The organism is Xanthomonas sp. AM6, from assembly GCF_025665335.1.
Taxonomy (GTDB): Bacteria; Pseudomonadota; Gammaproteobacteria; order Xanthomonadales; family Xanthomonadaceae; genus Xanthomonas_A.
Genome location: NZ_CP106869.1, coordinates 3101087 through 3125808 on the forward strand (window position 1 = coordinate 3101087; position 24722 = coordinate 3125808).

General features: G+C 71.7%; 23 protein-coding genes and 1 pseudogene. 9 read left to right on the forward strand and 15 right to left on the reverse strand.

Annotated features, from left to right (window positions below; translation table 11 throughout):
• Window positions 1–97 precede the first annotated feature (97 nt).
• The 4 genes from accD to trpB form a co-directional block, all read right to left on the reverse strand.
• The gene (accD, locus tag OCJ37_RS13015) at window positions 98–988 is read right to left on the reverse strand and encodes an acetyl-CoA carboxylase, carboxyltransferase subunit beta (protein WP_263109922.1); all 891 of its coding nucleotides are present in this window, start codon (window positions 986–988) and stop codon (window positions 98–100) included.
• Between the two features lie 176 nt (window positions 989–1164).
• Window positions 1165–1968 carry a tryptophan synthase subunit alpha gene (gene trpA / locus OCJ37_RS13020; RefSeq protein WP_263109924.1) on the reverse strand — a complete coding sequence of 268 codons (804 nt, stop codon included), beginning with the start codon at window positions 1966–1968 and terminating at the stop codon, window positions 1165–1167.
• A 28-nt stretch (window positions 1969–1996) separates the two neighbouring features.
• A complete protein-coding gene (locus OCJ37_RS13025) occupies window positions 1997–2233 on the reverse strand; it encodes a hypothetical protein (RefSeq protein WP_263109925.1) in 237 nt (78 codons plus the stop codon).
• A gap of 3 nt (window positions 2234–2236) precedes the next feature.
• Complete coding sequence (gene trpB, locus OCJ37_RS13030; RefSeq protein ID WP_263109926.1) at window positions 2237–3454, reverse strand: tryptophan synthase subunit beta; 1218 nt, start codon at window positions 3452–3454, stop codon at window positions 2237–2239.
• A 95-nt stretch (window positions 3455–3549) separates the two neighbouring features.
• Between trpB and OCJ37_RS13035 the strand changes: the two genes are divergently transcribed.
• Window positions 3550–4440 carry a LysR family transcriptional regulator gene (locus tag OCJ37_RS13035; protein WP_263109928.1) on the forward strand — a complete coding sequence of 297 codons (891 nt, stop codon included), beginning with the start codon at window positions 3550–3552 and terminating at the stop codon, window positions 4438–4440.
• A gap of 196 nt (window positions 4441–4636) precedes the next feature.
• On the opposite strand, the gene OCJ37_RS13040 is transcribed toward OCJ37_RS13035, so the two are convergent.
• From OCJ37_RS13040 to prmB, 8 genes are all read right to left on the reverse strand, one after another.
• A complete protein-coding gene (locus OCJ37_RS13040; RefSeq protein WP_263109930.1) occupies window positions 4637–5299 on the reverse strand; it encodes a phosphoribosylanthranilate isomerase in 663 nt (220 codons plus the stop codon).
• Window positions 5296–6069, reverse strand: a complete 774-nt coding sequence (truA, locus tag OCJ37_RS13045; protein WP_263109932.1) for a tRNA pseudouridine(38-40) synthase TruA — start codon at window positions 6067–6069, stop codon at window positions 5296–5298. The genes OCJ37_RS13040 and truA overlap by 4 nt, the downstream gene beginning before the upstream one ends.
• Before the next feature lie 6 nt (window positions 6070–6075).
• Entirely contained in the window at window positions 6076–6318 is a 243-nt protein-coding gene (locus OCJ37_RS13050; protein ID WP_263109934.1) for a hypothetical protein, read from the reverse strand.
• A 62-nt stretch (window positions 6319–6380) separates the two neighbouring features.
• Entirely contained in the window at window positions 6381–8309 is a 1929-nt protein-coding gene (locus tag OCJ37_RS13055; protein ID WP_263113684.1) for a motility hub landmark protein FimV, read from the reverse strand.
• Window positions 8310–8850: 541 nt separating this feature from the next.
• Entirely contained in the window at window positions 8851–9876 is a 1026-nt protein-coding gene (locus OCJ37_RS13060) for an aspartate-semialdehyde dehydrogenase (RefSeq protein ID WP_263109935.1), read from the reverse strand.
• A gap of 101 nt (window positions 9877–9977) precedes the next feature.
• The gene (locus OCJ37_RS13065; protein ID WP_263109936.1) at window positions 9978–11012 is read right to left on the reverse strand and encodes a 2-hydroxyacid dehydrogenase; all 1035 of its coding nucleotides are present in this window, start codon (window positions 11010–11012) and stop codon (window positions 9978–9980) included.
• Window positions 11005–12108: a chorismate synthase gene (aroC, locus tag OCJ37_RS13070; RefSeq protein ID WP_263109937.1), complete on the reverse strand. Its 1104-nt coding sequence runs from the start codon at window positions 12106–12108 to the stop codon at window positions 11005–11007. Before aroC ends, OCJ37_RS13065 begins: the two co-directional genes overlap by 8 nt.
• Window positions 12109–12118: 10 nt before the next feature.
• Entirely contained in the window at window positions 12119–13045 is a 927-nt protein-coding gene (prmB, locus tag OCJ37_RS13075) for a 50S ribosomal protein L3 N(5)-glutamine methyltransferase (protein ID WP_263109938.1), read from the reverse strand.
• 79 nt (window positions 13046–13124) lie between these two features.
• On the opposite strand from prmB, the gene OCJ37_RS13080 reads away from it, so the two are divergent.
• The 3 genes and pseudogenes from OCJ37_RS13080 to OCJ37_RS13090 all read left to right on the forward strand — a co-directional run.
• Window positions 13125–13775 carry an SCO family protein gene (locus OCJ37_RS13080; RefSeq protein WP_263109939.1) on the forward strand — a complete coding sequence of 217 codons (651 nt, stop codon included), beginning with the start codon at window positions 13125–13127 and terminating at the stop codon, window positions 13773–13775.
• On the forward strand, window positions 13772–14617 hold the full coding sequence (gene asd, locus OCJ37_RS13085; RefSeq protein WP_263109940.1) for an archaetidylserine decarboxylase: 846 nt from the start codon (window positions 13772–13774) through the stop codon (window positions 14615–14617). The genes OCJ37_RS13080 and asd overlap by 4 nt, the downstream gene beginning before the upstream one ends.
• Before the next feature lie 49 nt (window positions 14618–14666).
• Window positions 14667–14783: pseudogene (locus tag OCJ37_RS13090) on the forward strand (phosphatidylserine decarboxylase); the annotation flags it as partial.
• A 237-nt stretch (window positions 14784–15020) separates the two neighbouring features.
• On the opposite strand, the gene OCJ37_RS13095 reads toward OCJ37_RS13090, so the two are convergent.
• Window positions 15021–16619 (reverse strand): transglycosylase SLT domain-containing protein, encoded by a 1599-nt coding sequence (locus OCJ37_RS13095; RefSeq protein ID WP_263109942.1) that lies wholly within the window; start codon window positions 16617–16619, stop codon window positions 15021–15023.
• 199 nt (window positions 16620–16818) lie between these two features.
• Here OCJ37_RS13095 and OCJ37_RS13100 point away from each other — a divergent pair, with 199 nt between their 5' ends.
• From OCJ37_RS13100 to OCJ37_RS13110, 3 genes are all read left to right on the forward strand, one after another.
• Complete coding sequence (locus OCJ37_RS13100; RefSeq protein ID WP_263109943.1) at window positions 16819–18324, forward strand: helicase HerA-like domain-containing protein; 1506 nt, start codon at window positions 16819–16821, stop codon at window positions 18322–18324.
• 23 nt (window positions 18325–18347) lie between these two features.
• Window positions 18348–18860 (forward strand): hypothetical protein, encoded by a 513-nt coding sequence (locus tag OCJ37_RS13105; protein ID WP_263109944.1) that lies wholly within the window; start codon window positions 18348–18350, stop codon window positions 18858–18860.
• A gap of 166 nt (window positions 18861–19026) precedes the next feature.
• Window positions 19027–20307 carry a hypothetical protein gene (locus tag OCJ37_RS13110; RefSeq protein ID WP_263109946.1) on the forward strand — a complete coding sequence of 427 codons (1281 nt, stop codon included), beginning with the start codon at window positions 19027–19029 and terminating at the stop codon, window positions 20305–20307.
• Between the two features lie 45 nt (window positions 20308–20352).
• On the opposite strand, the gene OCJ37_RS13115 is transcribed toward OCJ37_RS13110, so the two are convergent.
• Window positions 20353–21807: a rhomboid family intramembrane serine protease gene (locus OCJ37_RS13115; RefSeq protein WP_263109948.1), complete on the reverse strand. Its 1455-nt coding sequence runs from the start codon at window positions 21805–21807 to the stop codon at window positions 20353–20355.
• A gap of 111 nt (window positions 21808–21918) precedes the next feature.
• Here OCJ37_RS13115 and greB point away from each other — a divergent pair, with 111 nt between their 5' ends.
• Window positions 21919–22425 (forward strand): transcription elongation factor GreB, encoded by a 507-nt coding sequence (gene greB / locus OCJ37_RS13120; protein WP_263109949.1) that lies wholly within the window; start codon window positions 21919–21921, stop codon window positions 22423–22425.
• Window positions 22426–22473: 48 nt separating this feature from the next.
• Here greB and rimO read toward each other — a convergent pair whose 3' ends face one another.
• Complete coding sequence (rimO, locus tag OCJ37_RS13125) at window positions 22474–23874, reverse strand: 30S ribosomal protein S12 methylthiotransferase RimO (RefSeq protein WP_263109950.1); 1401 nt, start codon at window positions 23872–23874, stop codon at window positions 22474–22476.
• Between the two features lie 178 nt (window positions 23875–24052).
• On the opposite strand from rimO, the gene OCJ37_RS13130 reads away from it, so the two are divergent.
• Window positions 24053–24715 (forward strand): dienelactone hydrolase family protein, encoded by a 663-nt coding sequence (locus OCJ37_RS13130; RefSeq protein ID WP_263109951.1) that lies wholly within the window; start codon window positions 24053–24055, stop codon window positions 24713–24715.
• The last annotated feature ends 7 nt before the right edge of the window (window positions 24716–24722 follow it).

The following is a 24722-nucleotide window of genomic DNA, read 5'->3' on the forward strand; positions in this document are numbered from 1 at the left end:
ACGTCCAGGGATCGCGAGCGATGCGCGCTTGCCGCGCAATGCATCACGCGCGCGGGACCACGATTCCCGATTCCCATTTCCCGATTCCCGGCACCCATCACGCCACCACCTCGCTCTTCGCCGGCGCCGGCTGCCGCATCATCATCGCCAGCAGTTCGGACAGGCGGTCGCGCAGTTCGCGGCGGTCGCAGATCTGGTCGATGGCGCCGTGCTCGAGCAGGAACTCCGAGCGCTGGAAGCCTTCCGGCAGGGTCTCGCGCACGGTCTGCTCGATCACCCGCGGGCCGGCGAAGCCGATCAGCGCGTGCGGCTCGGCGATGTTGATGTCGCCGAGCATGGCGAAGCTGGCCGAGACGCCGCCGGTGGTCGGATGGGTCAGCACCGACACGTACGGCAGGCCGGCCTCGCGCAGGCGCCCGAGCGCGGCCGAGGTCTTGGCCATCTGCATCAGCGAGAACAGGCCTTCCTGCATGCGCGCGCCGCCGCTGGCGGAGAAGCACACGAACGGCGCGCCGATCTGCAGCGCGGTTTCGGCGGCCAGCGCGAAGCGTTCGCCGACCACCGAGCCCATCGAGCCGCCCATGAAGGCGAAGTCGAACGAGGCGGCGACCAGCGGCTGCGCCTTGAGCAGGCCCTGCATCGCGATCAGCGCGTCGTATTCGCCGGTGCTCTTCTGCGAGGCCTTGATGCGCTCGCCGTATTTCTTCTGGTCCTTGAACTTCAGCGCGTCGGTCGGGCCCAGGCGCGCGCCGATCTCGGTCGGCGCAGTGTCCGGGTCGAACAGCGCGGCCAGGCGCGCGCGCGCGCGGATCGCCATGTGGTGGCCGCACTTCGGGCACACCTCCAGGTTCTCCTCCAGTTCCGGCCGGTACAGCACGGCGCTGCAGTTGGGGCACTTCTCCCACAGGCCTTCGGGAACGCTGCGCTTCTTGCTGGGCGTGCTATCGGTGCGGATGCCGGAGGGCATCAATTTGCTGAGCCAACTCATGCGGAATGACGATCCAGTCGCGCGGCCCGCCGGGCCGCCAAGGGGCGACAGTCTAGCGCGCCGCTAGATATCGCGCCGCAACGAGGTCACGCGGGCGGCAGCGCCACGTCGTTGATGCACCGCAACATCCCAGCCTCGTGGCCGGCGCGCAACCGCCTCGCACGGCAAGCCATGCCTCAGGCCTGATCCAGCGCCTGCCGCAGCGGCGCGAGGAAGGCCAGCGCGCGTTCGCGCGCCGCCTGCGGGCTCGCGGCCTCGGCCAGCGCCGCGACCAGCGCGCTGCCGACCACCACGCCGTCGGCGTCCACCGCCATGGCCTTGGCGCTGGCGGCGTCCTTGATCCCGAACCCGGCCACCACCGGCACCGCGGAACGGGCGCGCAACTGGCGCAGGCGGTCCCCGGCGGCGCGGGTGTCGAGATGGTCGGCGCCGGTCACGCCGGCGAAGCTGACGTAGTACAGGTAGCCGCGCGCGGCATCGCACAGCAGGCCGATGCGTTCGTCGCTGGTGGTCGGCGAGGCCAGCACGATCAGGTCCAGGCCGGCCGCGGTGAAGATCGCCAACGTCTCGGCCGACTCTTCCGGCGGCAGATCGACCAGCAGCACGCCGTCCACGCCGGCGGCCACCGCTTCGTCGGCGAAGCGCGCGGTGCCGTGGATCTCGACCGGGTTGAGGTAGCCCATCAGCACCACCGGCGTGGCCGCGTCGTCGCGGCGGAACGCGCTGACCGTCTCCAGCACGTAGGCCAGGCCGGCGCCGCGCGCCAGCGCGCGCTCGGAGCTGCGCTGGATGGTCGGGCCGTCGGCCATCGGATCGGAGAACGGCACGCCGAGTTCGATCACGTCGGCGCCGGCTTCGACCAGCGCGTGCATCGCCGGCACGGTGGCCTCCAGCGACGGGTCGCCGGCGGTGAGGAAGGGAATCAGGGCCTTGCGCGAGTGCGTGCGCAGGCGGGCAAAGGTGTCGTCGATACGGCGCATGGGAGTCCAGGCTGATGAGGATGAGGAATCAATCGGTCGGCGGCGGCGCATCGGGCCGGGCGCTGCGGGCCACCATGTGCCCCGGCAGTTCGGCCAGTGCCTGCTCGGGCGCCTCCACCTGGAACGTGTCCACGCAGCAGCCGCAGCCGGTGTTCTCGGAACAGGCACGCAGTGCGCCGCGCCAGCGGTCCAGCCAGTCGAGCAGCAGGTCCTGCTCGCCGGGCGCGTCGATCTCGGCGGTCAGCGTCGCGCGCACCCAGCGCATCGGTCAGACCTGCACGCCTTCGCGCGCGGCGATGGTGTGCACGTCCTTGTCGCCGCGACCGGACAGGTTGCACAGCACCAGCGCGTCCCTGGGCAGGTCGCGCGCCAGCTTGATCGACTGCGCCACCGCGTGGCTGGATTCCAGCGCGGCCAGGATGCCTTCGGTGTGCGCCAGCAGGTGGAACGCGGCCAGCGCCTCGTCGTCGGTGATGCCCTGGTAGACCGCGCGGCCGCTGTCGGACAGGAACGCGTGCTCGGGACCGACGCCGGGGTAGTCCAGGCCGGCGGAGACCGAATGGGTCTCGGTGATCTGGCCGTCGTCGTCGCAGATCACGTAGGTGCGGTTGCCGTGCAGCACGCCGGGACGGCCGGCGGCGATCGAGGCGGCGTGGCGGCCGCTGGCGATGCCGTCGCCGGCGGCTTCGGCGCCGTAGATCTTCACCCCCGGATCGTTGAGGAAGGCATGGAACAGGCCGATCGCGTTGCTGCCGCCGCCGACGCAGGCGCTGATCGCGTCCGGCAGGCGGCCGTAGTCCTCGAGCATCTGCACGCGCGCCTCGCGGCCGACGATGGCGTTGAAGTCGCGCACCATGCGCGGATACGGATCCGGGCCGGCGACGGTGCCGATGATGTAGAAGGTGTCGCGCACGTTGGTCACCCAGTCGCGCATCGCCTCGTTCAGCGCGTCCTTGAGCGTGGCCGAGCCCGAGGTCACCGGCACCACCGTGGCGCCGAGCAGCTTCATCCGGTAGACGTTGATCTTCTGCCGCTCGATGTCGGTGGCGCCCATGTACACCACGCACTCCAGGCCCAGCCGCGCGGCCACCGTGGCGCTGGCCACGCCGTGCTGGCCGGCGCCGGTCTCGGCGATGATGCGGGTCTTGCCCATGCGGCTGGCCAGAAGCGCCTGGCCGATGGTGTTGTTGATCTTGTGCGCGCCGGTGTGGTTCAGGTCCTCGCGCTTGAGCAGGATCTGCGCGCCGCCGACCTCGCGGCTGAGCCGCTCGGCGTGGTAGATCGGGCTGGGCCGGCCGACGTAGTGCTTCAGGTCCTTGTCGTACTCGGCGATGAAGGCCGGGTCCTGGCGCGCGGCGTCGTAGGCCGCCGCCAGTTCCTGCAGCGGCCCGATCAGGGTCTCGGCGACGAAGCGGCCGCCGTAGCGGCCGAAATGGCCGCTGGCGTCGGGATAGGCGTGGAAGTCGCTGATGGGGACGGAGGACATGGCGATCGCAGGCAGCAGGACAGGCCTGCACTTTAGCGCACGCGTGTTCGCGCAAAAACCGATAAAGTCTGAGCACATCCGTCAGGAAATCTCACATGTCCAGCCTGCGCCGCCTGCCCTCGCTGAACGCGCTGCGCGCGTTCGAGGCCGCCGCGCGCCTGCGCAGCGTCGGCGGCGCGGCGGCCGAACTGCACGTCACCCACGGCGCGGTCAGCCGCCAGATCCGGCTGCTGGAGGAGGAACTGGGGCTGGCGCTGCTGCAGCGCGAAGGCCGCGGCATCCGCCCGACCGCGGCCGGCGAACGGCTGCGCGAGGCGGCCGGCGGCGCCTTCGGCCAGTTGCAGGATGCGGTGGCGGAACTGCGCCGCCCGGCGCGCGCCAGCGCCCTGGTGCTGGGCTGCCCGGGCAGCATCCTGGCGCGCTGGATGATTCCGCGGCTGCAGGCGCTGCAGCGCGACCTGCCCGACCTGACCCTGCACCTGTCCGCGCACGAAGGCGACTTCGGCGCCGACCTGGACGGCCTGGACGCCGCGCTGCTGCTGGGCCAGGCGCCGTGGCCGGACGGTTGGCAGGTGCACGTGCTGGCGCCGGAACGGATCGGCCCGGTGCTCAGCCCTGCCCTGCCGCAGGCGCAGGCGCTGGCGGCAAGTTCGCCGGCGGCGCTGCTGCGGCAGCCGCTGCTGCACACCGCCTCGCGCCCGCAGGCATGGCCGGCCTGGGCGCAGGCGCATGGCGTGGACCCGGCCGCGCTGCGCTACGGCACCGGCTTCGAACACCTGTACTACCTGCTCGAAGCCGCGCTCGCCGGCATCGGCGTGGCGATCGCGCCGCAGCCGCTGGTCGCCGACGACCTGGCCAGCGGGCGCCTGCTGGCGCCGTGGGGGTTCGCCGGGACCGGCGGGCAATGGGCGCTGTGCGCGCCGGGCGGGCGCGAGGACCCGCGCATCGCCGCGCTGGCGGCGTGGCTGCGCCTGCAGTTGCGTTGAAGCGACGCATCTCGCGCGGCGGCCGTACGCGAGCCGAGAGCGTTGTCCGATGGCGTCGCTTGCACGGGCGTCGCTTGCAGGAACGCCCTGCGCAAGCTCGTCGCTACGGCACCCGCGACGGAAGCACATCGGCGACGTCGCTTCCTTCCGAAGCGCGCCGATCGCCAATCGCCAAGCCCGCGGCGATCGCTGACGCTCAGCAGCCGGTGGACAGCTCGTGGCAGTCGGCGCGGCGCACTTCCTCGACGAACTTGCGCATCTTGTGGCCGTCCTTGATCCCCGGCTGGCTCTCGATGCCGCTGGAGACGTCCACGCCCCACGGCAGGGTGGCGATGATCGCGTCGAACACGTTGTCGGCGGTGACGCCGCCGGCGAGCAGGAACGGCCGGTGCAGGCCGGTCGGCAGGCGGGTCCAGTCGAAGGTCTTGCCCGAGCCGCCGCTCTCGCCCGGGGCATGGCTGTCGAACAGGAAGCCGGACGCGTTGGGGTACTGCAGCTGCAGGGTGCGGGCGTTGACGTCGGCGCCGCCCATCGGCACCGCTTTCAGGTACGGCAGGTTGAAGCCGCGGCAGAAGCCGTCGTCCTCGTCGCCGTGGAACTGCAGCAGGGTCGGCCGCACCGTGCGCAGCACCTCGCGCACTTCGTCCTTGGGGTTGTCGCGGAACAGCGCGACCACGTCCACCATCGGCGAGGCGGCCTGGCGCATCGCGCGGGCCTCGGCCGGGGCGACCCGCCGCGGGCTGCCGTGCGCGAAGATGAACCCCACCGAATCCACACCAAGTTCGCCCGCCAGGCGGATGTCGCCAGCGCGGGTCATGCCACAAAACTTGATGCGGGTGCGATACAGGGTGCGATTCATAGGGTGACCTCGGCCGGTAACTTCCAGATGTCGGGATAGAGGGGACCGACGAAGACCAATCCCTGCGGCGGCGCGGTCGGGCCTGCGACGCTACGGTCGCGCCCTGCAAGCAGTTCGCCGATCCAGGAAACCGGCTTGTCGCCCGTTCCTACCATGATTAAGGACCCTACGATATTGCGCACCATGTGATGAAGGAATGCATTGGCCTGGACCTGGACCTCGACCACCTCGCCGACCCGGGTCACCGCGATCGACTGCAGTTCGCGGCGGGCGTGCAGCGCCTGGCACTGGATGCTGCGGAACGCGCTGAAGTCCTGTTCGCCCAGCAGCGCCTGCGCCGCGGCATGCATCGCCTCGGCCTGCAGCGGCCGCCGTTCCCAGCTCAGCGTCTGCCGGTACAGCGCCGGGCGCACCTGGCGGTTGAGCAGGCGGTAGCGGTAGCGCCGCGCGCGCGCGGAGAAGCGCGCATGGAAATCGTCCGCGGCCGGCACGCACCAGCGCACGCACACCGACGCCGGCAGCCGCGCGGTGGCGCCGAGCATCCAGCCGCGCGGCGCGCGCGGCGCATCGCAATCGAAATGCACGACCTGGCATTCGCCGTGCACGCCGGCGTCGGTGCGCCCGGCGCAGACCACGCTCACCGGCGCATCGGCCACCGACGACAGCGCCGCCTGCAACGCGGCCTGCACGCTCGGCCCGCCCGATTCGCCGAGCTGCTGCCAGCCCTGGAACTCGCTGCCGTCGTATTCCACGCCAAGCGCGTAACGCATGCCGGCCTACTCCGCGATGCCGTGCGACGCGGGCACGCGCGGCCAGCGCCGGGCGGCGTGGTGCGCGCGAACCTGCTGCGGCGCGCATCGCAGAGTGGCGGCGCGGGCCGGCCGCGGCGACGGCAGCGTCAAACAGGCGCCGCCGGCAGCGCGTGCGCGGCCGGCCACGGCCTGGTGGCGATATGCCGCCGGCCAGTGAGCCGCGTTGCGTGCCGCCGCCAGCGCACCGTCGAGGATGTGTTCGCGCATCGTCGCATTCCCTGTCGAGGCAGGACGGCGGCGGCGCACCCGCCGCGCGCCGCCTGCGCACATCAGCCCAGGCGTCCCAGCAGTTGCAGGGCTTCGGCGCGTGCCGCCGGATCGCCGCCGGCCGCCACTTCGGTCAGCAGGGTGCGCGCGGTCTCGTTGTCGCCCAGGTCCATGTAGGCCACCGCCAGCTCCAGGCGTTCGCGGCCCATCGGCGCATAGGTCGGCGCCGGTTCGACGCTGGGCTCGGCCGCGGCCGGCGCTTCTTCCTGGTGCCAGGTCGGTTCGAGGCGTTCCGCCGCCGCGGGCGCGATGGCGGACGCCGGCGCCAGCGGCGGTTGCCGCCAGGGTTCGTCGGGGTCGGCCGGCGGCGCCTGCGGCGCAGGCGCGGCAGCGAAGGCGGACTGCGCTGCGACGTGCGGACGCTCCACGGCCGGCTCGGCGGTCGCATCCGCCGCATCCTCGGGACGCTGCACATGCGCGGCCAGCTCGCGCTCGAACGCCTGGTCCTGGTAGGCCCGCTCCTCGTCCAGGTCGTCTTCGGCCACGTCGTGCGCGTGTTCGTCCAGCGGCGGCAGGTCCGGCGCGTCCACGTCGCGATGCGCGACCACCGGCACCGCCGCGGCCAGTTCCGCCGCGTCGTAGCCATGCCGCGGCAGCGGCGGCAGCGGCGAGGGCTTGCGCCGGCGCGACAGCAGCAGCGCGCCAACGCCCAGCACCAGCAGCGCCAGCCCGCCCCACAGCCACAGCGGCCAGCCGCCGTCGGACGTTGCCGCTGGCGCCGGTTGCGCCTGGGCCTGGGTCTGCCCGGCCTGGGCCAGGCGCTTCTGCGCCGCGGCCAGGTCGCTGTCCTTCAGCGCGATCAGTTGCTGCTGCTGGGCCTTGAGCTTTTCCAGCTGCTCGACCCGCGAACGCAGTTCCTGGACCTCGGCATCGCGTGCCGCGAGGTCTTCGCGCGCCTGCTGCAATTGTTGAGTCGCCACCATGTCTCCCTCGTCGCCGGCACCGGTGCCGGACTTGGTTCCTGCCTTGTTCTGCTGCGCCGGCACCGCCGGTGCGATTTCCAGGCGCGCGCCGGGCGCCGCGGCCGCCGCGGAGGCGGCCGGTTTGGCCGCGACGGTCGGCGCAGCGGCGTCGGCCTGTTGCGCCTGCGCCGGTTGCGGCACCGGCGCGCGTGCCTGGCGCCACTGTGCGGCCTGCTCGCGGACGATGGCCGTGGCGGCCGCCGCATCGATGTCGGCCAGTTCCTCCTGGCGCGGCGTGCGCAGCACCGCGCCCTGCTTGAGCAGGTTGACGTTGCCGCGGATGAACGCATCCGGGTTGGCGCGCAGCAGCGCAACCATGGTCTGGTCCAGCGAGTGGCCGCTGCCGCGCGCCAGTTGCCCGGCGATCTGCGACAGGGTCTGCCCGCGCTGCACCGGCGCCAGCGCATCGCCGGCCGCGGCGACCGGTGCCGGCGCGCTGCGCACTGGCGCCGTGGGTGCGGCCGGCAGCGCCGGTGGCGGCGTCGGCGTGCTCGCGGCGGGCGCCGGCACCTGCGCCGGCAGCGGTTCGCTGCGCACGATGCGGTCGGACGGCACCGCGGCGGCGGGCGCATCGATCGCCGGCGCGTCGATCGCCGCGGCGGTGTTGGGCGCGTCGACCAGCGCCGAGTATTCGCGGATCAACCGGCCCTGGCCCCAATCGACTTCGATCAGGAAGCTCAGCGACGGCACCTCGACCGGCATCCGGCTGCTGACGCGGATCACCGCGCGGCCCTGGTTGGTCTGGGCGAAGCGGAACTGCAGGTCGCCGACCAGGCCGTCCGGGCGCTGCAGCCCGACCCGGGCGAAGGTCGCCGGCGACGCCAGCGCCACGCGCGCGTTCTCCAGTTCGCCCGGCTCGTTGGAAATCACCGGGATCTCGGCCAGGAACGGCTCGCCGGGCTTGGACAGCACGCGGATGTCGCCCAGCCCCAGCGCCAGCGCGGCCTGGCTGCAGGCCAGCAACAGCACTGCGCATGCGGCGCGCCAGCCGCGGCCCAGGCCGGACGCGATGGAAACGCGGTCGCCGCCTTGGCGGCGGCGATGGAAGAAGCGTGGTTGTAGGCGCATCACGCCCCTGCCCTTGGTGTCATGGCGTGCAATATAGCCGTTGCCCCTGGAATTGTGGCATTCGGCGACGCCGCCGGGCGACGGGGCTTGCGCAGCGTCATGCCGCTCTCCCCTTCTCCCCTGGGAGAAGGGGCCCGAAAGACGGATGAGGGTACGGCCGGTGCCGCGCAGTCGAATGCCGCGAGGGCTTCGTTCGTACCCTCACCCCTCTCCCGAGGGGTGAGGGGAATCACGACTTCGTACGATTGTTGCGATGCGACTGGGTTGCGTCGAGTGCGCAGCGCCGCTCCCCTCTCCCCTCGGGAGACGGTGCCCCAAGGGCGGATGAGGGCACGGCCGGTGCGCGGCAATCGAATGCCGCGAGGGCTTCGCCCCGTACCCTCACCCCTGCCCCTCTCCCGGAAGGAGAGGGGCATCATGGGCGCGGAGGAGAGACCCGTGCTCAGCCTTCCTGGGCGACCAGTTCGGCCAGCTGCACCGCATTGAGCGCGGCGCCCTTGCGGATGTTGTCGGAGACGATCCACAGGTTGAGGCCGCGCGGATGCGAGATGTCCTCGCGGATGCGGCCGACGTAGACCGCGTCGTTGCCGGAGGCGTGGGTGACCGGGGTCGGGTAGCCGCCGGGCTTGCGCTCGTCCACCACTTCCACGCCGGGCGCGGCGGACAGCAGCGCGCGCGCCTGTTCGGCGCTGACCTTGCGCGTGGTCTCGATCGCCACCGCCTCGGAGTGGCCGTAGAACACCGGCACGCGCACCGCGGTCGGGTTCACCTGGATGCTGTCGTCGCCGAGGATCTTGCGCGTCTCCCAGACCAGCTTCATCTCTTCCTTGGTGAAGCCGTTCTCGAGGAAATCGTCGATCTGCGGGATCAGGTTGAAGGCGATCTGCACCGGGAAGCGCTGCGGGTCGATCTCCTGGAAGTTGAGCAGCTGGCCGGTCTGCTTGCCCAATTCTTCCAGCGCCGACCGCCCGCCGCCGGACACCGACTGGTAGGTGGCCACGTTGATGCGCTCGATGTTGTATTCGCGGTGCAGGGGCGCCAGCGCCACCAGCATCTGCATGGTCGAGCAGTTGGGATTGGCGATGATGCCGCGCGGACGCTGCTTCAGCGCGTCCGGGTTCACTTCCGACACCACCAGCGGCACGTCGTCGTCGTAGCGGAACGCGGAGGAATTGTCGATCACCACCGCGCCGGCGGCGGCGAACTTCGGCGCGTATTCCTTGGAGATACCGCCGCCGGCGGAGAACAGCGCGATGTCCACGCCGGTCGGGTCGAAGGTGGCCAGGTCGAGCACGGTGACCTTCTGGCCCTTGAACTCGACCTGCCCGCCGGCCGAGCGCTCGGAGGCCAGCGGGTACAGGGTGGCGATGGGGAAATCGCGTTCGGCGAGGATGGCCAGCATGGTTTCGCCGACGGCACCGGTGGCGCCGACGACGGCGACGTTGAAACGACGGGGTTCGTTGCTCATGGGAGATTGTTCGATCGGGTAGGAGAAAGGGGGGAACAGCCGCAGTGCCAGCTGGATTCGGGGAACCTCCCGAGCGCGCCGCTCAGGTCGCCGGAGGTTCCCTATCGTTTTTTGCCGGCGATGATGCCGCCGCCGTTGCCGGCCGCGATCGCGTCCAGGTTCAATGCGTTCGGCGGACGCCCGGCGTCTGCGCCGATGCCCAGCGCGGCGAGCAGGTTGTCCACCGCCAGCGCCACCATCGCGCGCCGGGTCGCGGCGCTGGCGCTGCCGATGTGCGGGGTCAGCACCACGTTGCGCAGCGCCAGCAGTTCCGGGCGCACCGCCGGCTCGCCTTCGTACACGTCCAGCCCGGCCGCGGCCAGGCGCCCGTGCGCGAGCGCGTCGGCCAGCGCCAGTTCGTCGATCAGGCCGCCGCGGGCGATGTTCACCACCGTGGCGCTCGGCTTCATCTGCGCCAGCGCGGCGGCATCCAGGATGTGGTGCGACTGCGCCGAATACGGCAGCACCAGCAGCAGGTGATCGGCGCGCGCCAGCAGTTCGTCGAAGCCGACGTACCCGGCGGCGTGCGCGCGCTCCACCTCGGCCGGCAGGCGGCTGCGGTTGTGGTACAGCACGCGCATCGAGAAGCCGGCGGCGCGCCGCGCGATGGCCTGGCCGATGCGGCCCATGCCGAGGATGCCCAGGGTGCTGCCGTGCACGTCGGCACCGAGCATGGTCTGGAACGACCACTGCCGCCATTGCCCCTCGCGCAGCCAGCGCTCGGATTCGGTGATGCGCCGCGCGGCGGCCATCAGCAGCGCGAAGCCGAGGTCGGCGGTGGTCTCGGTGAGCACGTCGGGGGTGTTGCTGGCGACGATGCCGGCCGCGCTGAGCGCGTCCAGATCCAGGTTGTTGTAGCCGACGCCGACGTTGGCGATGGCGCGCAGCCGCGGCGCGCTCGCGATCTCGGCCGCGCCGATGCGCTCGTTGAGGGTCACCAGCGCACCGTCCAGCGGCGCCAGCGCGGCGGCCAGTTGCGCTGGCGAATACCTGGTCACGTCGGCGGTGGTGGTCAGCGCGCAATGCTCGCCGAGCCGTGCGACGACATCGTCGAACAGCGGCTGGCTGACCCACACCCGGGGCCGCGACTCAGCCATCGCCACCGCCGGGAATGCGCGGGGTCACGCTGCCGACGTCGCCGCACTGCGCGCGGTGGCGCAGCGCCTGGTCCATCAGCACCAGCGCCATCATCGCCTCGGCGATCGGGGTGGCGCGGATGCCCACGCACGGATCGTGGCGGCCGGTGGTGATCACGTCCACCGCCTGCCCGTCCACGTCCACAGTGGCGCCGGGCAGGCGCAGGCTGGAGGTGGGCTTGAACGCCAGCGAGGCGACGACCGGCTGGCCGGTGGCGATGCCGCCGAGCACGCCGCCGGCGTGGTTGGACTGGAAGCCGTCCGGCGCGATCAGGTCGCGGTGCTCGGTGCCCTTCTGGGCGACCGCGGCGAAGCCGTCGCCGATCTCCACGCCCTTGACCGCGTTGATGCTCATCAGCGCCGCGGCCAGTTCGCCGTCGAGCTTGCCGTAGATCGGCTCGCCCCAGCCCGGCGGCACGCCGTCGGCGACCACGGTCACCTTGGCGCCGATCGAATCGCCGGACTTGCGCAGCGCGTCCATGTAGCGTTCCAGTTCCGGCACCTGCGCCGCGTGCGGCCAGAAGAACGGGTTGTCCTCCACCGCGTCCCAGTCGAAGCCCTGCGGCAGCAGCGGCCCGAGCTGGGACAGGTAGCCGCGCACGCGCACGCCGTAGCGCTGCGCCAGCCACTTCTTGGCGATCACGCCGGCGGCCACGCGCATGGTGGTCTCGCGCGCCGAGGAACGGCCGCCGCCGCGCGGGTCGCGGATGCCGTACTTCTGCCAGTAGCTGTAGTCGGCATGGCCCGGGCGGAACTGGCGGGCGATGTCGGTGTAGTCCTTGCTGCGCTGGTCGGTGTTGCGGATCAGCAGGCCGATCGGGGTGCCGGTGGTGCGGCCTTCGTAGACGCCGGACAGGATCTCGATGGCGTCGGCCTCGCGCCGCGCCGAGGTGTGGCGGCTCTTGCCGGTGGCGCGACGCTGCAGGTCGTGGGCGAACTCGCTGGCGTCCAGTTCCAGCCCCGGCGGGCAGCCGTCGACCACGCAGCCGATCGCCGGCCCGTGCGATTCGCCGAAGGTGGTGACGGTCAGCAGGGTGCCGAAGCTGTTCGCGCTCATGGCCGCCGGCTCACCGGCCCGCGGCCAGGTCGGCGATGCGCGCGTGGTGCGCGACCAGTTCGCTGGCTTCCACCGCGAAGATGCCCATCTGCCCGACCTTGAACTCGACCCAGGCGAAATCCACTTCCGGCAGCAGTTGCACCAGCGCGCGCTCGGATTCGCCGACTTCGCAGATCAGCAGGCCGTCCTCGCTGAGGTGGTCCGGCGCGTCGCGCAGGATCTTCAGCGCCAGGTCCAGGCCGTCGTCGCCGGCGCGCAGGCCCAGTTCCGGCTCGTGCGCGTACTCGGGCGGCAGCGCGTCGGTCTCGGCGTGGGTGACGTAGGGCGGATTGGTGACGATCAGTTCGTAGCGGCGCCCGCCCAGCCCGGCGAACAGGTCGGACTTGACCAGTTCGACGTTGTCGGCCAGCAGCCGCGCCTTGTTCTCGGCGGCCAGCGCCAGCGCATCGTCGCTGATGTCGACCGCGTCCACCTGCCAGTTCGGGTTGTAGTGCCCCATCGCGATGGCGATGCAGCCCGAGCCGGTGCACAGGTCCAGCGCGCGGCTGACCTCGCGCCCGGCCAGCCACGGCTCGAACCCGGCTTCGATCAGCTCGGCGATCGGCGAGCGCGGCACCAGCGCGCGCGCGTCGCTCTTGAAGCTGAGCCCGGCGAACCAGGCCTCGCCGGTCAGGTAGGCGGCGGGGATGCGCTCGGCGATGCGGCGCTCGAACAGCGCCAGCACCTGCGCCTTTTCCGGCGTGGTGACGCGGGCGCTGCCGTAGGCCGGGCCCAGGTCGTGCGGCAGGTGCAGCGCGTGCAGCACCAGCTGGGTGGCTTCGTCCAGGGCGTTGTCGTAGCTGTGGCCGAAGCTCAGCCCGGCGGCGTTGAAACGGCTGGTGCCGTAGCGGATCAGGTCGATGATCGTGTGGAGTTCGGCGGCCGCGTCGGCAGTCATGGCAACAGGCAAGGCAATTCGGCCCCCGATTATAGAGGCCCGACCGCTATCATGAGCGTTCGTTGCACGGGAAATCAGTATGTTCAACCGCAACTTCGGCATCGTTCTGGTGGTCGCGCTGGCCGCCGGCCTGGGCTTGCTGCTGGCCCAGAAGTATTTCGGCGGCAGCGCCGCCCCGGCCTGGCCGGAGACGCGCGCGGTGCGCCTGTACCCGCAGCCGCGCACCCTGCCCGACTTCCACCTGCGCCAGTCCGACGGCACGCCGCTGGTCCCGGGCGAGCTGAAAGGCCACTGGACGCTGGTGTTCCTGGGCTTCACCGCCTGCCCGGACGTGTGCCCGACCACCCTGGCCGACCTGGCCCGGGCGCAGAAGCAGTGGCAGCCGATCCCGGAGACGCTGCGCCCGCGGGTGCTGTTCGTGTCGGTCGATCCGCAGCGCGACACCCCGTCGCGGCTGGGCGACTACGCCCACGCCTTCCACAAGGACACGATCGCCGCCACCGCCGACGTGCCGGAGCTGGAGCGCTTCGCCACCGCGCTGGGCTTCGTGTTCCAGAAGGTGCCCGGCAAGCATTTCCAGGAAAACCCCAACGACTACAGCATGGACCACTCCGCCGCGATCGCCGTGCTCGACCCGCAGGGCCGCCAGACCGGGCTGATCCGCCCGCCGTTCGATCCGGCCGCGATCGCCGCCGACCTGCAGGCGCTGACCGAGGCGACCGCGCCATGAGCCTGGTGACCTCGCTGACCTACGTGCTGCCGCACCGGCTGCTGTCCTCGCTGGCGCGGCGCCTGGCGTATTCGTCGCGGCCGGGCCTGAAGCAATGGCTGATCGACACCGTGGTGCGCCGCTTCGGGGTGAACCTGGCCGAGGCCGCCGAACCCGACCCGCGCGCCTACCCGACCTTCAATGCGTTCTTCACCCGTGCGCTGAAGCCCGGCGCGCGCGTGGCCGACGCCGACCCGCAGGCGCTGCTGATGCCGGCCGACGGGCGCATCAGCCAGCTCGGCCCGATCCGGGACGGGCGCATCTTCCAGGCCAAGGGCCAGTCGTTCACCGCCGCCGAGCTGCTCGGCGACGAGGCGGCCGCCGCGCCGTTCGCCAACGGCCTGTACGCCACCGTGTACCTGTCCCCGCGCGACTACCACCGCGTGCACATGCCCTGGACCGGCACCCTGCGCGAGACCGTGCACGTGCCGGGCCGCCTGTTCAGCGTCGGCCCCGACGCGGTGCGCGCGGTACCGCGGCTGTTCGCGCGCAACGAGCGGCTGGTCTGCCATTTCGACACCGACTTCGGGCCGATGGCCTCGGTGATGGTCGGCGCGCTGCTGGTCTCCGGCGTGGAGACGGTGTGGAACGGCGTGGAGATCCCGCGCTATGGCGACCGCATCACCCGCAAGGACTGGCGCGGCAAGGGCATCACCTTGCAGCGGTTCGAGGAGATGGCGCGCTTCAACTACGGCTCCACCGTGATCGTGCTGCTGCCTCCGGGCGTGGCCGCCTTCGATCCGGCGCTGGCCGCAGAATCGCCGGTGCGATTGGGTCAGGCGCTGGCGCGGTTGCTGCACTGACGCGCGGCGGCGCGCCAAGCCAGCCGCGCCCTCGGGCCACTGCGGCGCGGCGCGCTTCGACTACGGCTCCACCGTGATCGTGCCGTTGCCGCCGGGCGTGGCCGCCTTCGACGCCGGCCTGGCCGCGAAAACGCAGGTGCGGCTCGGCCAGGCCCTGGCGCGGCGGCTGCAAGGCCGAGGCACGGCGGCATCGGCCAAGCATTTCGGACGGCGCGGCGCTTTCTGCAGCAGGGGCTTCAGCCCGACCAGGCGTTACCGGCAATGCCGGCCGGACTGAAGCGCTGCGCTTTGCGGGAGGGACTTCAGTCCCGACGCAGTGCCGCCGGTCCCGCACCGGAACCAGGCCCCGGTGCGCCACAGGCAAAACGCGCGTCGCCGCCGCGTTCCAGCGCCCCGCAAGCCGTCACTTGTCGCAGCCCGTCATCTTCAGCGACTGCCCCGGCTTCAGTGCATACCCCGGCGCACGCAGGCCATTGGCCTTGGCCAGCTGCTTGATGTCGCAGCTGTAGCGGTCGGCGATCCGGCCCAACGTGTCGCCCTTGGCCACACGGTAGCTGCGCACCTGCCTGGGCTTGGGCTTGACCGGCGCCGGGCGCCCGGTGGCGACCGTGGTCGGCACGCCGGCCACCGGGGTCACGTCGCCCACCGCCACGTTGCCGGTGGGGTCGGCCACCGCCGGGCCGTTGCTGCGGATCGCGGCGTTGACGTCGGCGGTGATCAGCGCGCGCGCCAGGTCGGCGCGCGGGCCGCTGACGCAGTTGCGGTTGTACAGGCCGACGATCTTGGTGGTGGCGTTGAGGGTGACCCCGGCCGGGATCCAGCCGTCCGGCTCGTAGCGCGGGTTGAGGTTGCGCAGCGCGCGCATGTAGCCGTCGCGGGTGCCGTCGCTGCCCAGGCAGATGGTCAGTTCGTAGATCGTGGTCGACTTGGCCAGGCGCAGCGTCGCCGGCTGCGCGGTGATCTTCGGGAACGCCACGCCGTACTGCTGCGGGTGCAGGAAGATCCACGCCGCGGCGATCACCATCGGCACGTAGTCCTTGGTCTCGGCCGGGAACTGGTTGTACACCGAGGCGTCCCAGAAGCTGCGCCCCTGCATCTGGTTGAACACGCGCGCGGCGCGGCCCTCGCCGCCGTTGTAGCCGGCCAGCGACAGCTCGATGCTGCGGTTGAGCTCGGCCATGCGCTCGTTGATGTACACCGCGCTGGCCTCGGCGGCGCTGCGCGCGTCGTAGCGGGTATCGAAGCCGGTGCCGTCCGGGCCCAGCCCGAAGCGGCGCCCGGTGGCCGGCATGAACTGCATCAGCCCGGCGGCGCCGACCCGCGAATTGGCGTGCACGCGGCCGTTGGATTCCTTGGCCATGATGCCGAACAGCAGCGCCTCCGGCAGCCCGCGCTTCTCCCACTCCGGCCACATGACCGCGCGCAGGTTCTGGTAGTTCTCGTAGCTGTTCATCAGCGACGGGCGCATGTCGGTGAGCCAGCGGCGGATGCCGGCCTGCACCGCCGGGTTGTATTCGACCATCGCGTCGAAGGCATGGCGCTGGTCGTTGAGCAGGCTGGCCGCGCGCGCGGCCTCCGGCACGTCGGCGGCCAGCGGGCTGATGTGGTCCGGGTCGGCCTGCAGCGGCGCGGCGCCGTCGTCGACCGCATCGGCGTCGGTGGCCTCGCCCTGCGCGTCGGCCTTCGCCTTGAGCAGGCGCTTGTAGGCGCTCAGGTAGGTGCCGACCTGGCAGCCGCGCTGCTTGATGCAGGCGTCGACCACGTCCTCGATGTCCTCCAGCGCCGCGTCGCTTTCCTGGGTGCCCTTGGGGTCGCTGTTGCCGACCAGCACCATCGCGTCGTTGTAGCGCTTCTCGGCCGCGGCCAGGCGCTGGTCGAGCACGGCGATGGCGGCCTTGTCGCGGGTGGAGACGCGTTCGGCGTGGGCGGCGGGAGCGGCGCAGGCCAGCGCCAGGGCAGCCACGGCGGGCCATCCATGGGGGATACGGAACGAAAGGGGCATGATCGGACGCGACGACGGAAAGGCCGCAGGGTAGCCGCCGCTGTCACATCGCGGCAAGGTCGGGCCATCGCCGGCCCCGTGCCGGCACGGCCTGCGTTCATCGCTGCGGCCGGGCGAATCCCGGCCCGCGGCCATCCGCCCGGCGAGCGGGCGCCGGCGCGAACGCCTAGAATCCGCCCACCTCACCGCGGAGCTGTTCATGGACCCGATCCTGCTGGGCAAAGGCGTGACCGACGACATCGCGGTGCTGCTGCAGCCGCGCCTGGGCAATCGCCACGGGCTGGTCGCCGGCGCCACCGGCACCGGCAAGACCGTGACCCTGATGACCCTGGCCGAAGGCTACTCGCGGATCGGCGTGCCGGTGTTCATGGCCGACGTGAAGGGCGACGTGGCCGGGCTGGCGGTGGCCGGCGACGGCAGCGAGAAAGTGCTGCAGCGCGCCAAGGACATCGGCGTGGCCGACTATGCCCCGGCCGCCAACCCGGTGGTGTTCTGGGACCTGTACGGCCAGCTCGGGCACCCGGTGCGCACCACCGTCAGCGAGATGGGGCCGACCCTGCTGGCGCGGATCCTGGAACTCAACGACACCCAGGCCGGGGTGCTCGACATCGTGTTCAAGCTGGCCGATGACCGCGGCCTGCTGCTGCTCGACCTGGACGACCTGCGCGCGCTGCTGGCGCTGGTGGTGGAGCAGCGCAAGGACATCTCCACCGAATACGGCCTGGTCAGCGCGCCCTCGGTGGCGGCGATCCAGCGCGCGCTGCTGCGCCTGGCGCAGGACGGCGGCGAAGGCTTCTTCGGCGAACCGGCGCTGGACCTGGCCGAGCTGATGCGGGTCGGCAGCGACGGCCGCGGCGTGATCGGCATCCTCGCCGCCGCGCAGCTGGTGCTCAAGCCGCGCCTGTACTCGACCTTCCTGCTGTGGCTGCTGTCGGAGCTGTTCGAGCGGCTGCCGGAAGTGGGCGACCTGGACAAGCCCAAGCTGGTGTTCGTGTTCGACGAGGCGCACCTGCTGTTCGACGATGCGCCGCCGGCGCTGGTGCAGCGCATCGAACAGGTGGTGCGGCTGATCCGCTCCAAGGGCGTGGGCGTGTACTTCTGCTCGCAGTTCCCCGACGACGTGCCCGACAACATCCTCGGCCAGCTCGGCAACCGCGTGCAGCACGCACTGCGCGCCTACACCCCGCGCGACCAGAAGGCGGTGCGCACCGCCGCCGAGACCTTCGTCGCCAATCCCAAGCTGGACGTGGCCAAGGCCATTTCCCAGCTCGGCACCGGCGAGGCCCTGGTCTCCACGCTGCAGGACAAGGGCGTGCCGTCGCCGGTGCAGCAGACCCTGATCGCGCCGCCGCGCTGCCGGATGGGCGCGATCTCCGATGCCGAGCGCGCGCAGGTGCGCGCCGCCAGCGTGGTCGGCAACCGCTACGACACCGCGGTCAACCGCGAATCGGCGGCGGAGCTGCTGGCGCGCCGGGTCGAGCAGGTCGCGGAGAAGACCGCCGCGCCGGCGGCGCGCACCCGCGAGCAGGACGACGCGCAGGACAGCGGCTTCGGCCAGGCGGTCAAGGACGCGGTGTTCGGCACCAAGCGCCGCCAGGGCATGCTGGAGACGATGGCCAAGCAGACCTCGCGCACCGTCGGCAACCGCATCGGCCAGCAGATCGTGCGCGGCATCTTCGGCAGCATCTTCGGCGGCAAGCGCTGAGCCCCCCACCAAAGGGCACATGGATGAGCAAGGACACGATACGCATCATGCTGCTATGCCTGGCCGCAAGCACAGCGACGGCCAACGCCCGGCAGGCCGACCCGGCCGACGGGTGGCCGCTGCAGCGGCAGCACCTGCTCGCCGGTCACTATGCCGGCAAACTGCAGTCCTACATGCGCAATTGCCAGACCGTTCGCGCCGAGCTGTGGTTGCAGATGCAGCCGCAGCGCGAAAAAAGCCGCCGCTACACGCTGAAGACGACCTGCATCGCGGGCGCCGCGCAGCACGCTCCGCCCAGGACAATCAGCGGATCCTGGTGGATGGACCGGGTGGGCGACAGCTGCCTGACGCTCAGCTTCGAAGATCCCGGCGACCCGCAGATCGGCCCCAGTCTCTACGGATTCCGCATCGAACAGGATCCACCGTCCGGCAGCCGTCCCCGCGCCGCCGGCCAAGTGCTGGTCCAGGATGGGCACAACTGCCATAGCGGCAGCCCGCCGGAGCAACGCGACAAGCGGCTGCGGCGCGTTCGCTGACGCACGCATTCGCGCCGGCGCGAGCGCCGCGGGCAACGGCGCCAGCAGTGGCGAACGCGCAGGCCGGCATGCGGGACCCGCCCCCCGCTCGCCAGCCCCTGCGCTGCCGATTGCGCGCGCGCCCGGCCCGCCGCACAATCGGCGCACATCGAACGCAGGGGGCGTCATGGAAGACCGTCGTCGTGCCGGCGCAAGCCGCGCGCACCGCACCACACCCGTCCCTTTCTGGGCGCGCACCCGCGCCATCGCGCTGTATCCGCTGCGCGGCAGTGCCTTGTTCGCGCTGATCGCGCTGACCCTGTGCAGCCTGCTGGGCATGCTGCCGGGCATCGGCTGGATCCTCGGCCTCGTCGCCACGCTGGCGACCTACAAGTACGCCTTCGAGATCCTGCGGCACACCGCCGATGGGTACATGGACGCGCCCGAGCGCGGCTTCGACATCGGCGACGGGGTGGTGCTGCGGCTGCTGGCGCTGATGATCGTGCTCGGCGCGGCGGTGATCGCGGCCTTGCTGCTGGCCGGCCCGGTCGCCGCCCTGCTGGTGCTGCTGGCGGTGGTGCTGCTGCAGCCCGGCTTCCTGATCTCGCTGGCGATGGATGGCAGCCTGCGCCGCGCGCTGAACCCGGCGGTGTCGGTCGGCCTGGCGCTGCGCATCGGCTGGCCGTACCTGGCCGCGTTCGGCCTGCTGTTCGTGATCCAGGCCAGTGCGCTGACCGCCGCCGGCTGGCTGCAGCGCTACCTGCCGCCGCTGGCCAGCGATCTGGCGGTCACCGTGGTCACGATCTGGGGCCTGTTCGCCGCCTTCCACCTGATGGGCTACCTGGTCTACCAGTACCACGAGGTGCTGGGCTACGAACCGGCCGCCGGCAACGACGCGGCGTATCGCCGCCACGACCCGGACCAGCGCGTGCTCGACGAAGCCGAGCAGTTCGTGCGCGACGGCCATGCGGCCGAGGCGCTGCAGCTGCTGCGCGGCGAAGTGCGCTCGCGTGCGGTCAGCCTGGCCGTGCACGAGCTGTACCAGCGCCTGCTGCGCAACGGCGGGCGCGCCGACGACCTGCGCGACCACACCCGCCAGTACATCGGCCGCCTGCTGCAGGAAAAGCAGGAGCGGCGCGCGCTGGCGCTGCTGCGCGAGGCGCTGGACGCCGATCCCGGCTTCGTCCCGCTGCTGCCGGAGCAGGCCAGCTTGCTGGCCGAACGCGCGCAACTGGCCGGGCAGTTCAAGCTGTCGCTCGACGGCCTGCTCGCGGCGCTGCGCGCCTGGCCGAAGGCGGCCGAGTTCGGCAACTGGTCGCTGAGCGCGGCGCTGCTGCTCGCCGAGCGCTTCGGCGAGGACGCGCAGGCGCGCGTGCTGCTGCAGGACGCGCTCGCGCGTTGCGAGGACGAAACGCAGCGCGTCAAGCTGGAAGCGGCGCTGAAGCCGCTGGCCATCGCGCCGGTCTAGACGCTGGCGGCACGGGCGGGCCGGCCATGGCGCCGTGCCTGCCGCTCACGCATTGGCGAGCAGGAACCGCGCCTTGTCCGCCTGCGGAAGATCCGGGTAGCGCTCGATCACCGCGAGCAGCAGGCGCTGCCATTCGGAAGCGGCCTGCCGCTCGCCATGGCCCAGCGCGAGCCGGAACCAGTGCTGCGCCTGCTCGGCGCGCGGCACCGTCGCGGCCTCCTGCGCCAGCAGCGCTTCGGCATCGTGCAAGCGGCCCAGCGTCAGCCAGCGATCGAACAACAGCGTGCGCGTCGCCGCGTCCACGGTGATGGCGCCGGCCGCGCAGTCGCCCAGCAGCGCCACCTGCGCCTGCGCTTCCTGCGCCGTGGCCGCCGGCAGGCGCAGCAGTTCGATCGCGCGGGCCTGCGCGGCGCGCGCGTCGCCGGCATTGCGCGCCACCCGGTAGCGCGCCTGCGCCACGTCGAAGCGGCGCGGCTGCTCGGCGGCGAGTTCGTCGAGCAGCAACGCGGCCTCGCGGTTCTCCAGCCGCCCCAGATGCCGTTGCGCCCGTTCCCAGCGGTCGTCGGCGGCGAGCGCCGTTTCGTCGCGCATGAAGTCTTCGCGGGTCTGCCGGGTCGCCACCAGCACCGCGCCGAGCAGCGCGCCGACCACCAGGCCGCCGGCATGCGCATCGAAGCCGATCCCGGCATCGCCGTTGGCCAGCAGGTTGTACAGCTCCCAGCCCAGCCACACCGGCAACAAGGCGATCGCCGGGCCGCGCACGTAGTCGAACACCACCGCGATCCAGTAGAAGAAGCGCACCGGCCGCCGCCCCCAGACCACGCAGAACGCCCCCATCAGCGCGGCGATGGCGCCGGACGCGCCCAGCCCGCCACCCGCCTCGCCCCAGCGCCACCACAGGCTGACCGCGCTCGCGCCAAACCCGCCGAGCAGGTAGACCAGCAGGAACCGCCAGCGGCCGATCGCCCCTTCCAGCAAGGTGCCGAGCACGACCAGGAACAGCATGTTGCCGAACAGGTGCAGCGCATCGCCGTGCAGGAACGTCGCCGACAGCATCCGCGCCGGCGACCATTCGGAGCTGCGCTGCAGATGGCGCAGGGTGAACACGCGATCCAGCAGCGCATCGTAGCGGGCGCGCAGCGGCGCCCAGGCCTGCCGCGCGGCAGGGTCCTCGAACGCCTCGCCGCTGCGCAGCGCCCGCACGAAGCGCACGTCGTTGACGCTGGCCTGGCCGACGAACGCCGCCTGTTGCGCCGTCGGCACGCGCTCGAGCTGGGCCAGCGCGTCCGTGCGCCCGCTGCGCTGCAGGTAGTGCGCATACGCCGGCGCTTCGTGGGCGCCGAGCCCGGAATCGAGGTAGTAGCGTTGCGCCTGTTGCAGCGGCACCGCGTCCTGGCGCTGCCAGCCGAAATAGACCGCCGCGTTGAGCAGCACCAGCAGCAGCGTGACCAGCGGAAAATTCTCCCGCGACAGCGGCTTGTGCAACGGCAGGATCAGCATCGAACAACGTCCCTGTGGATGGCCGCGCCAGCTTCGGCCATCGCCCGCCAGTGCGCAAGCCGGGCGCACGCGCTAGCATCGCCACCCCGCTCCACCGCAGTACCGAACCCGATGAGCCGCTGGCGCCCCCCTGCCGAGAAGAGCACCGCCCTGATCACCGCCGAAGGCCACGCCCGGCTCAAGGCCGAGCTGGACGAGCTGTGGCGCGTGCGCCGCCCGGAGGTGGTCAAGGCGCTGGCCGCCGCCGCGGCCGAGGGCGACCGTTCGGAGAACGCCGAGTACACCTACCGCAAGAAGCAGCTGGGCGAGATCGACCGCCGCGTGCGCTACCTGAGCAAGCGCCTGGAGGCGCTGCGCGTGGTCGACACCGCGCCGTCCGATCCGCAGGCGGTGTTCTTCGGCGCCGTGGTCGAACTGGAGGATGCCGACAGCGGCGAACTGCTGCGCTACCGCATCGTCGGCCCGGACGAGACCGACGCCGGCCGCGGCTGGATCAGCATCGACTCGCCGCTGGCGCGGGCGCTGCTGAAGAAGCGCATCGACGACGAGGTCGAGGCGCAGCTGCCCGGCGGCCGCCACAGCTTCGTCGTGGTGTCGGTGGACTACGCGGCGCGCTGAGCGCCTCGCACCCGCATGAAGGCGCGCCGGCGCGGCCGGCGGCTTCGCTCACAGTACCCGCAGGTCCAACGCGCGTGGCTGCGACGCCGCACCTGCCGGCAGGGCCTCGCCGAACAGGTCGTGCTCGTCGCTGTCGGTGATCTCCACGTCGACCAGGTCGCCCGGCCGCAGGCCCAGTTCGGCGCCGTTCTGGACATGCACCAGGCCGTCGATCTCCGGCGCATCGGCCTTCGAGCGCGCCACCGCGATGCCGTCCTCGAGCAGGTCGACCAGGCATTGCTGCACGCTGCCGATCCTGGCTTCCAGGCGCGCGGCGGAGATGTCGGCCTGCCTGGCCATGAAGCGCGCCAACCGTTCCTGCTTGACCGCCTCCGGCACCGGATCGGGCAGCGCGTTGGCGCTGGCGCCCTCCACCGGCGAGTAGGCGAACGCGCCGACGCGGTCGAGCTGGGCGGCGTCGAGGAATTCCAGCAGCTGTTCGAACTCGGCCTCGGTCTCGCCGGGGAAGCCGACGATGAAGGTCGAGCGCAGGGTGATGTCCGGGCACAGCGCGCGCCAGCGCTGCACCCGCTCCAGGGTCCGCTCCACCGCGCCCGGGCGCTTCATCAGCCGCAGGATGCGCGGGCTGGCGTGCTGGAACGGGATGTCCAGGTACGGCAGCAGCTTGCCTTCGGCCATCAGCGGGATCACCTCGTCCACGTGCGGATACGGATACACGTAGTGCAGCCGCGTCCACACACCCAGCTCCGACAAACCCTCGCACAGCGCCTTCATCCGCGTCTGGTAGCCGCGGCCGCGCCATTGCCGCTCGGCGTACTTGATATCCACGCCGTAGGCCGAGGTGTCCTGCGACACCACCAGCAGCTCGCGCACGCCGCCGGCGACCAGGCGCTCGGCCTCGCGCAGCACCTCGTCGACCGGGCGCGAATCCAGGTCGCCGCGCATCGAGGGAATGATGCAGAAGCTGCAGCGGTGGTTGCATCCTTCGGAGATCTTCAGATACGCGTAGTGGCGCGGGGTCAGCTTGACCCCGATGCCGTCCTCGTCGCGCACGCCGTGGCGCCCGCGCGGCAGCAGGTCCACGAACGGGTCGTGGCGCGGCGGCAGCGCCGCATGCACCGCCTCCATCACGCTCTGGTAGTCCTGCGGCCCGGACACCGCCAGCACGTCCGGGTAGGCCGCGCGGATCTGCTCGGAGCGCTTGCCCAGGCAGCCGGTGACGATGACCTTGCCGTTCTCGGCCATGGCCTCGCCGATCGCCTCCATCGATTCGGCCACCGCCGAGTCGATGAAGCCGCAGGTATTGACCACCACCACGTCGGCCGCATCGTAGCTGGGCACGATCGCATAGCCCTCCACGCGCAACTGGGTGAGGATGCGTTCGGAGTCGACCAGCGCCTTGGGGCAGCCGAGGCTGACGAAGCCGACTTTGGGGTTCGCGAGGGACATGGGGCCTGGGTCCAAGGGGCCTGGGAGAAAAACCGCGCGGATTATAGCCAGCCGCGCCGCGATGCGCCGGGCGAGCGGGCCGTCCCCGCGCTCGGCGCGACCGGTCCGGATCGTGTTAACCGGCCTTCGCGGCCAGCGTGGATAATCGGCGCCTCTCTTTCCGCTGCAGGAACCGACCATGGGCCACTGGACTACCCTCGATACCGCGCACGGCCAGGTCTCCGCCTGGCATGTCCTGCCGCAAGGCGCCCCGCGCGGCGGCCTGGTGATCATCCAGGAGATCTTCGGCGTCAACGCCTACGTCCGCGAGGTCGCCGAGCGCTACGCGGCGCAGGGCTACGAAGTGCTCGCTCCGGGCCTGTTCGACCTGGTGGAGAAGGACATCCAGCTCGAATACGACCAGGACGGCGTGCGCAAGGGCCTGGAGCTGGTCGGCGCGCTCGGCTTCGACAAGGCGCTGGACGTGGTGCAGGCCGCGGCGCAGGCGCTGGCGCCGGCCGGCAAGGTCGGCACCGTCGGCTACTGCTGGGGCGGCAGCGTCGCGCTGCTGGCGGCGCTGCGCCTGGGCCTGCCGTCGGTGAGCTACTACGGCGGGCGCAACACCCAGTTCCTCGACGAGACGCCGAAGGCGCCGGTGCTGTTCCACTTCGGCGCCAACGACAGCAGCATCCCGCCCGAGGCGATCCAGCAGCACCGCGAGAAGCTGCCGCAGATGCAGACCTTCGTGTACCCGGCCGGCCACGGCTTCGACCGCCATGTCGATCCCAACCACCACGATGCCGACAGCGCCAACAGCGCGCGCCAGCGCAGCCTCGCCTTCCTCGCCGAACACCTGCGCTGAGCCGCCG

Coding starts and splice junctions, on each gene's coding strand:
- accD (WP_263109922.1), bottom strand. CDS start 988: ATGAGTTGGCTCAGCAAATTGATGCCCTCCGGCATCCGCACCGATAGC.
- trpA (WP_263109924.1), bottom strand. CDS start 1,968: ATGCGCCGTATCGACGACACCTTTGCCCGCCTGCGCACGCACTCGCGC.
- OCJ37_RS13025 (WP_263109925.1), bottom strand. CDS start 2,233: ATGCGCTGGGTGCGCGCGACGCTGACCGCCGAGATCGACGCGCCCGGC.
- trpB (WP_263109926.1), bottom strand. CDS start 3,454: ATGTCCTCCGTCCCCATCAGCGACTTCCACGCCTATCCCGACGCCAGC.
- OCJ37_RS13035 (WP_263109928.1), top strand. CDS start 3,550: ATGTCCAGCCTGCGCCGCCTGCCCTCGCTGAACGCGCTGCGCGCGTTC.
- OCJ37_RS13040 (WP_263109930.1), bottom strand. CDS start 5,299: ATGAATCGCACCCTGTATCGCACCCGCATCAAGTTTTGTGGCATGACC.
- truA (WP_263109932.1), bottom strand. CDS start 6,069: ATGCGTTACGCGCTTGGCGTGGAATACGACGGCAGCGAGTTCCAGGGC.
- OCJ37_RS13050 (WP_263109934.1), bottom strand. CDS start 6,318: ATGCGCGAACACATCCTCGACGGTGCGCTGGCGGCGGCACGCAACGCG.
- OCJ37_RS13060 (WP_263109935.1), bottom strand. CDS start 9,876: ATGAGCAACGAACCCCGTCGTTTCAACGTCGCCGTCGTCGGCGCCACC.
- OCJ37_RS13065 (WP_263109936.1), bottom strand. CDS start 11,012: ATGGCTGAGTCGCGGCCCCGGGTGTGGGTCAGCCAGCCGCTGTTCGAC.
- aroC (WP_263109937.1), bottom strand. CDS start 12,108: ATGAGCGCGAACAGCTTCGGCACCCTGCTGACCGTCACCACCTTCGGC.
- prmB (WP_263109938.1), bottom strand. CDS start 13,045: ATGACTGCCGACGCGGCCGCCGAACTCCACACGATCATCGACCTGATC.
- OCJ37_RS13080 (WP_263109939.1), top strand. CDS start 13,125: ATGTTCAACCGCAACTTCGGCATCGTTCTGGTGGTCGCGCTGGCCGCC.
- asd (WP_263109940.1), top strand. CDS start 13,772: ATGAGCCTGGTGACCTCGCTGACCTACGTGCTGCCGCACCGGCTGCTG.
- OCJ37_RS13095 (WP_263109942.1), bottom strand. CDS start 16,619: ATGCCCCTTTCGTTCCGTATCCCCCATGGATGGCCCGCCGTGGCTGCC.
- OCJ37_RS13100 (WP_263109943.1), top strand. CDS start 16,819: ATGGACCCGATCCTGCTGGGCAAAGGCGTGACCGACGACATCGCGGTG.
- OCJ37_RS13105 (WP_263109944.1), top strand. CDS start 18,348: ATGAGCAAGGACACGATACGCATCATGCTGCTATGCCTGGCCGCAAGC.
- OCJ37_RS13110 (WP_263109946.1), top strand. CDS start 19,027: ATGGAAGACCGTCGTCGTGCCGGCGCAAGCCGCGCGCACCGCACCACA.
- OCJ37_RS13115 (WP_263109948.1), bottom strand. CDS start 21,807: ATGCTGATCCTGCCGTTGCACAAGCCGCTGTCGCGGGAGAATTTTCCG.
- greB (WP_263109949.1), top strand. CDS start 21,919: ATGAGCCGCTGGCGCCCCCCTGCCGAGAAGAGCACCGCCCTGATCACC.
- rimO (WP_263109950.1), bottom strand. CDS start 23,874: ATGTCCCTCGCGAACCCCAAAGTCGGCTTCGTCAGCCTCGGCTGCCCC.
- OCJ37_RS13130 (WP_263109951.1), top strand. CDS start 24,053: ATGGGCCACTGGACTACCCTCGATACCGCGCACGGCCAGGTCTCCGCC.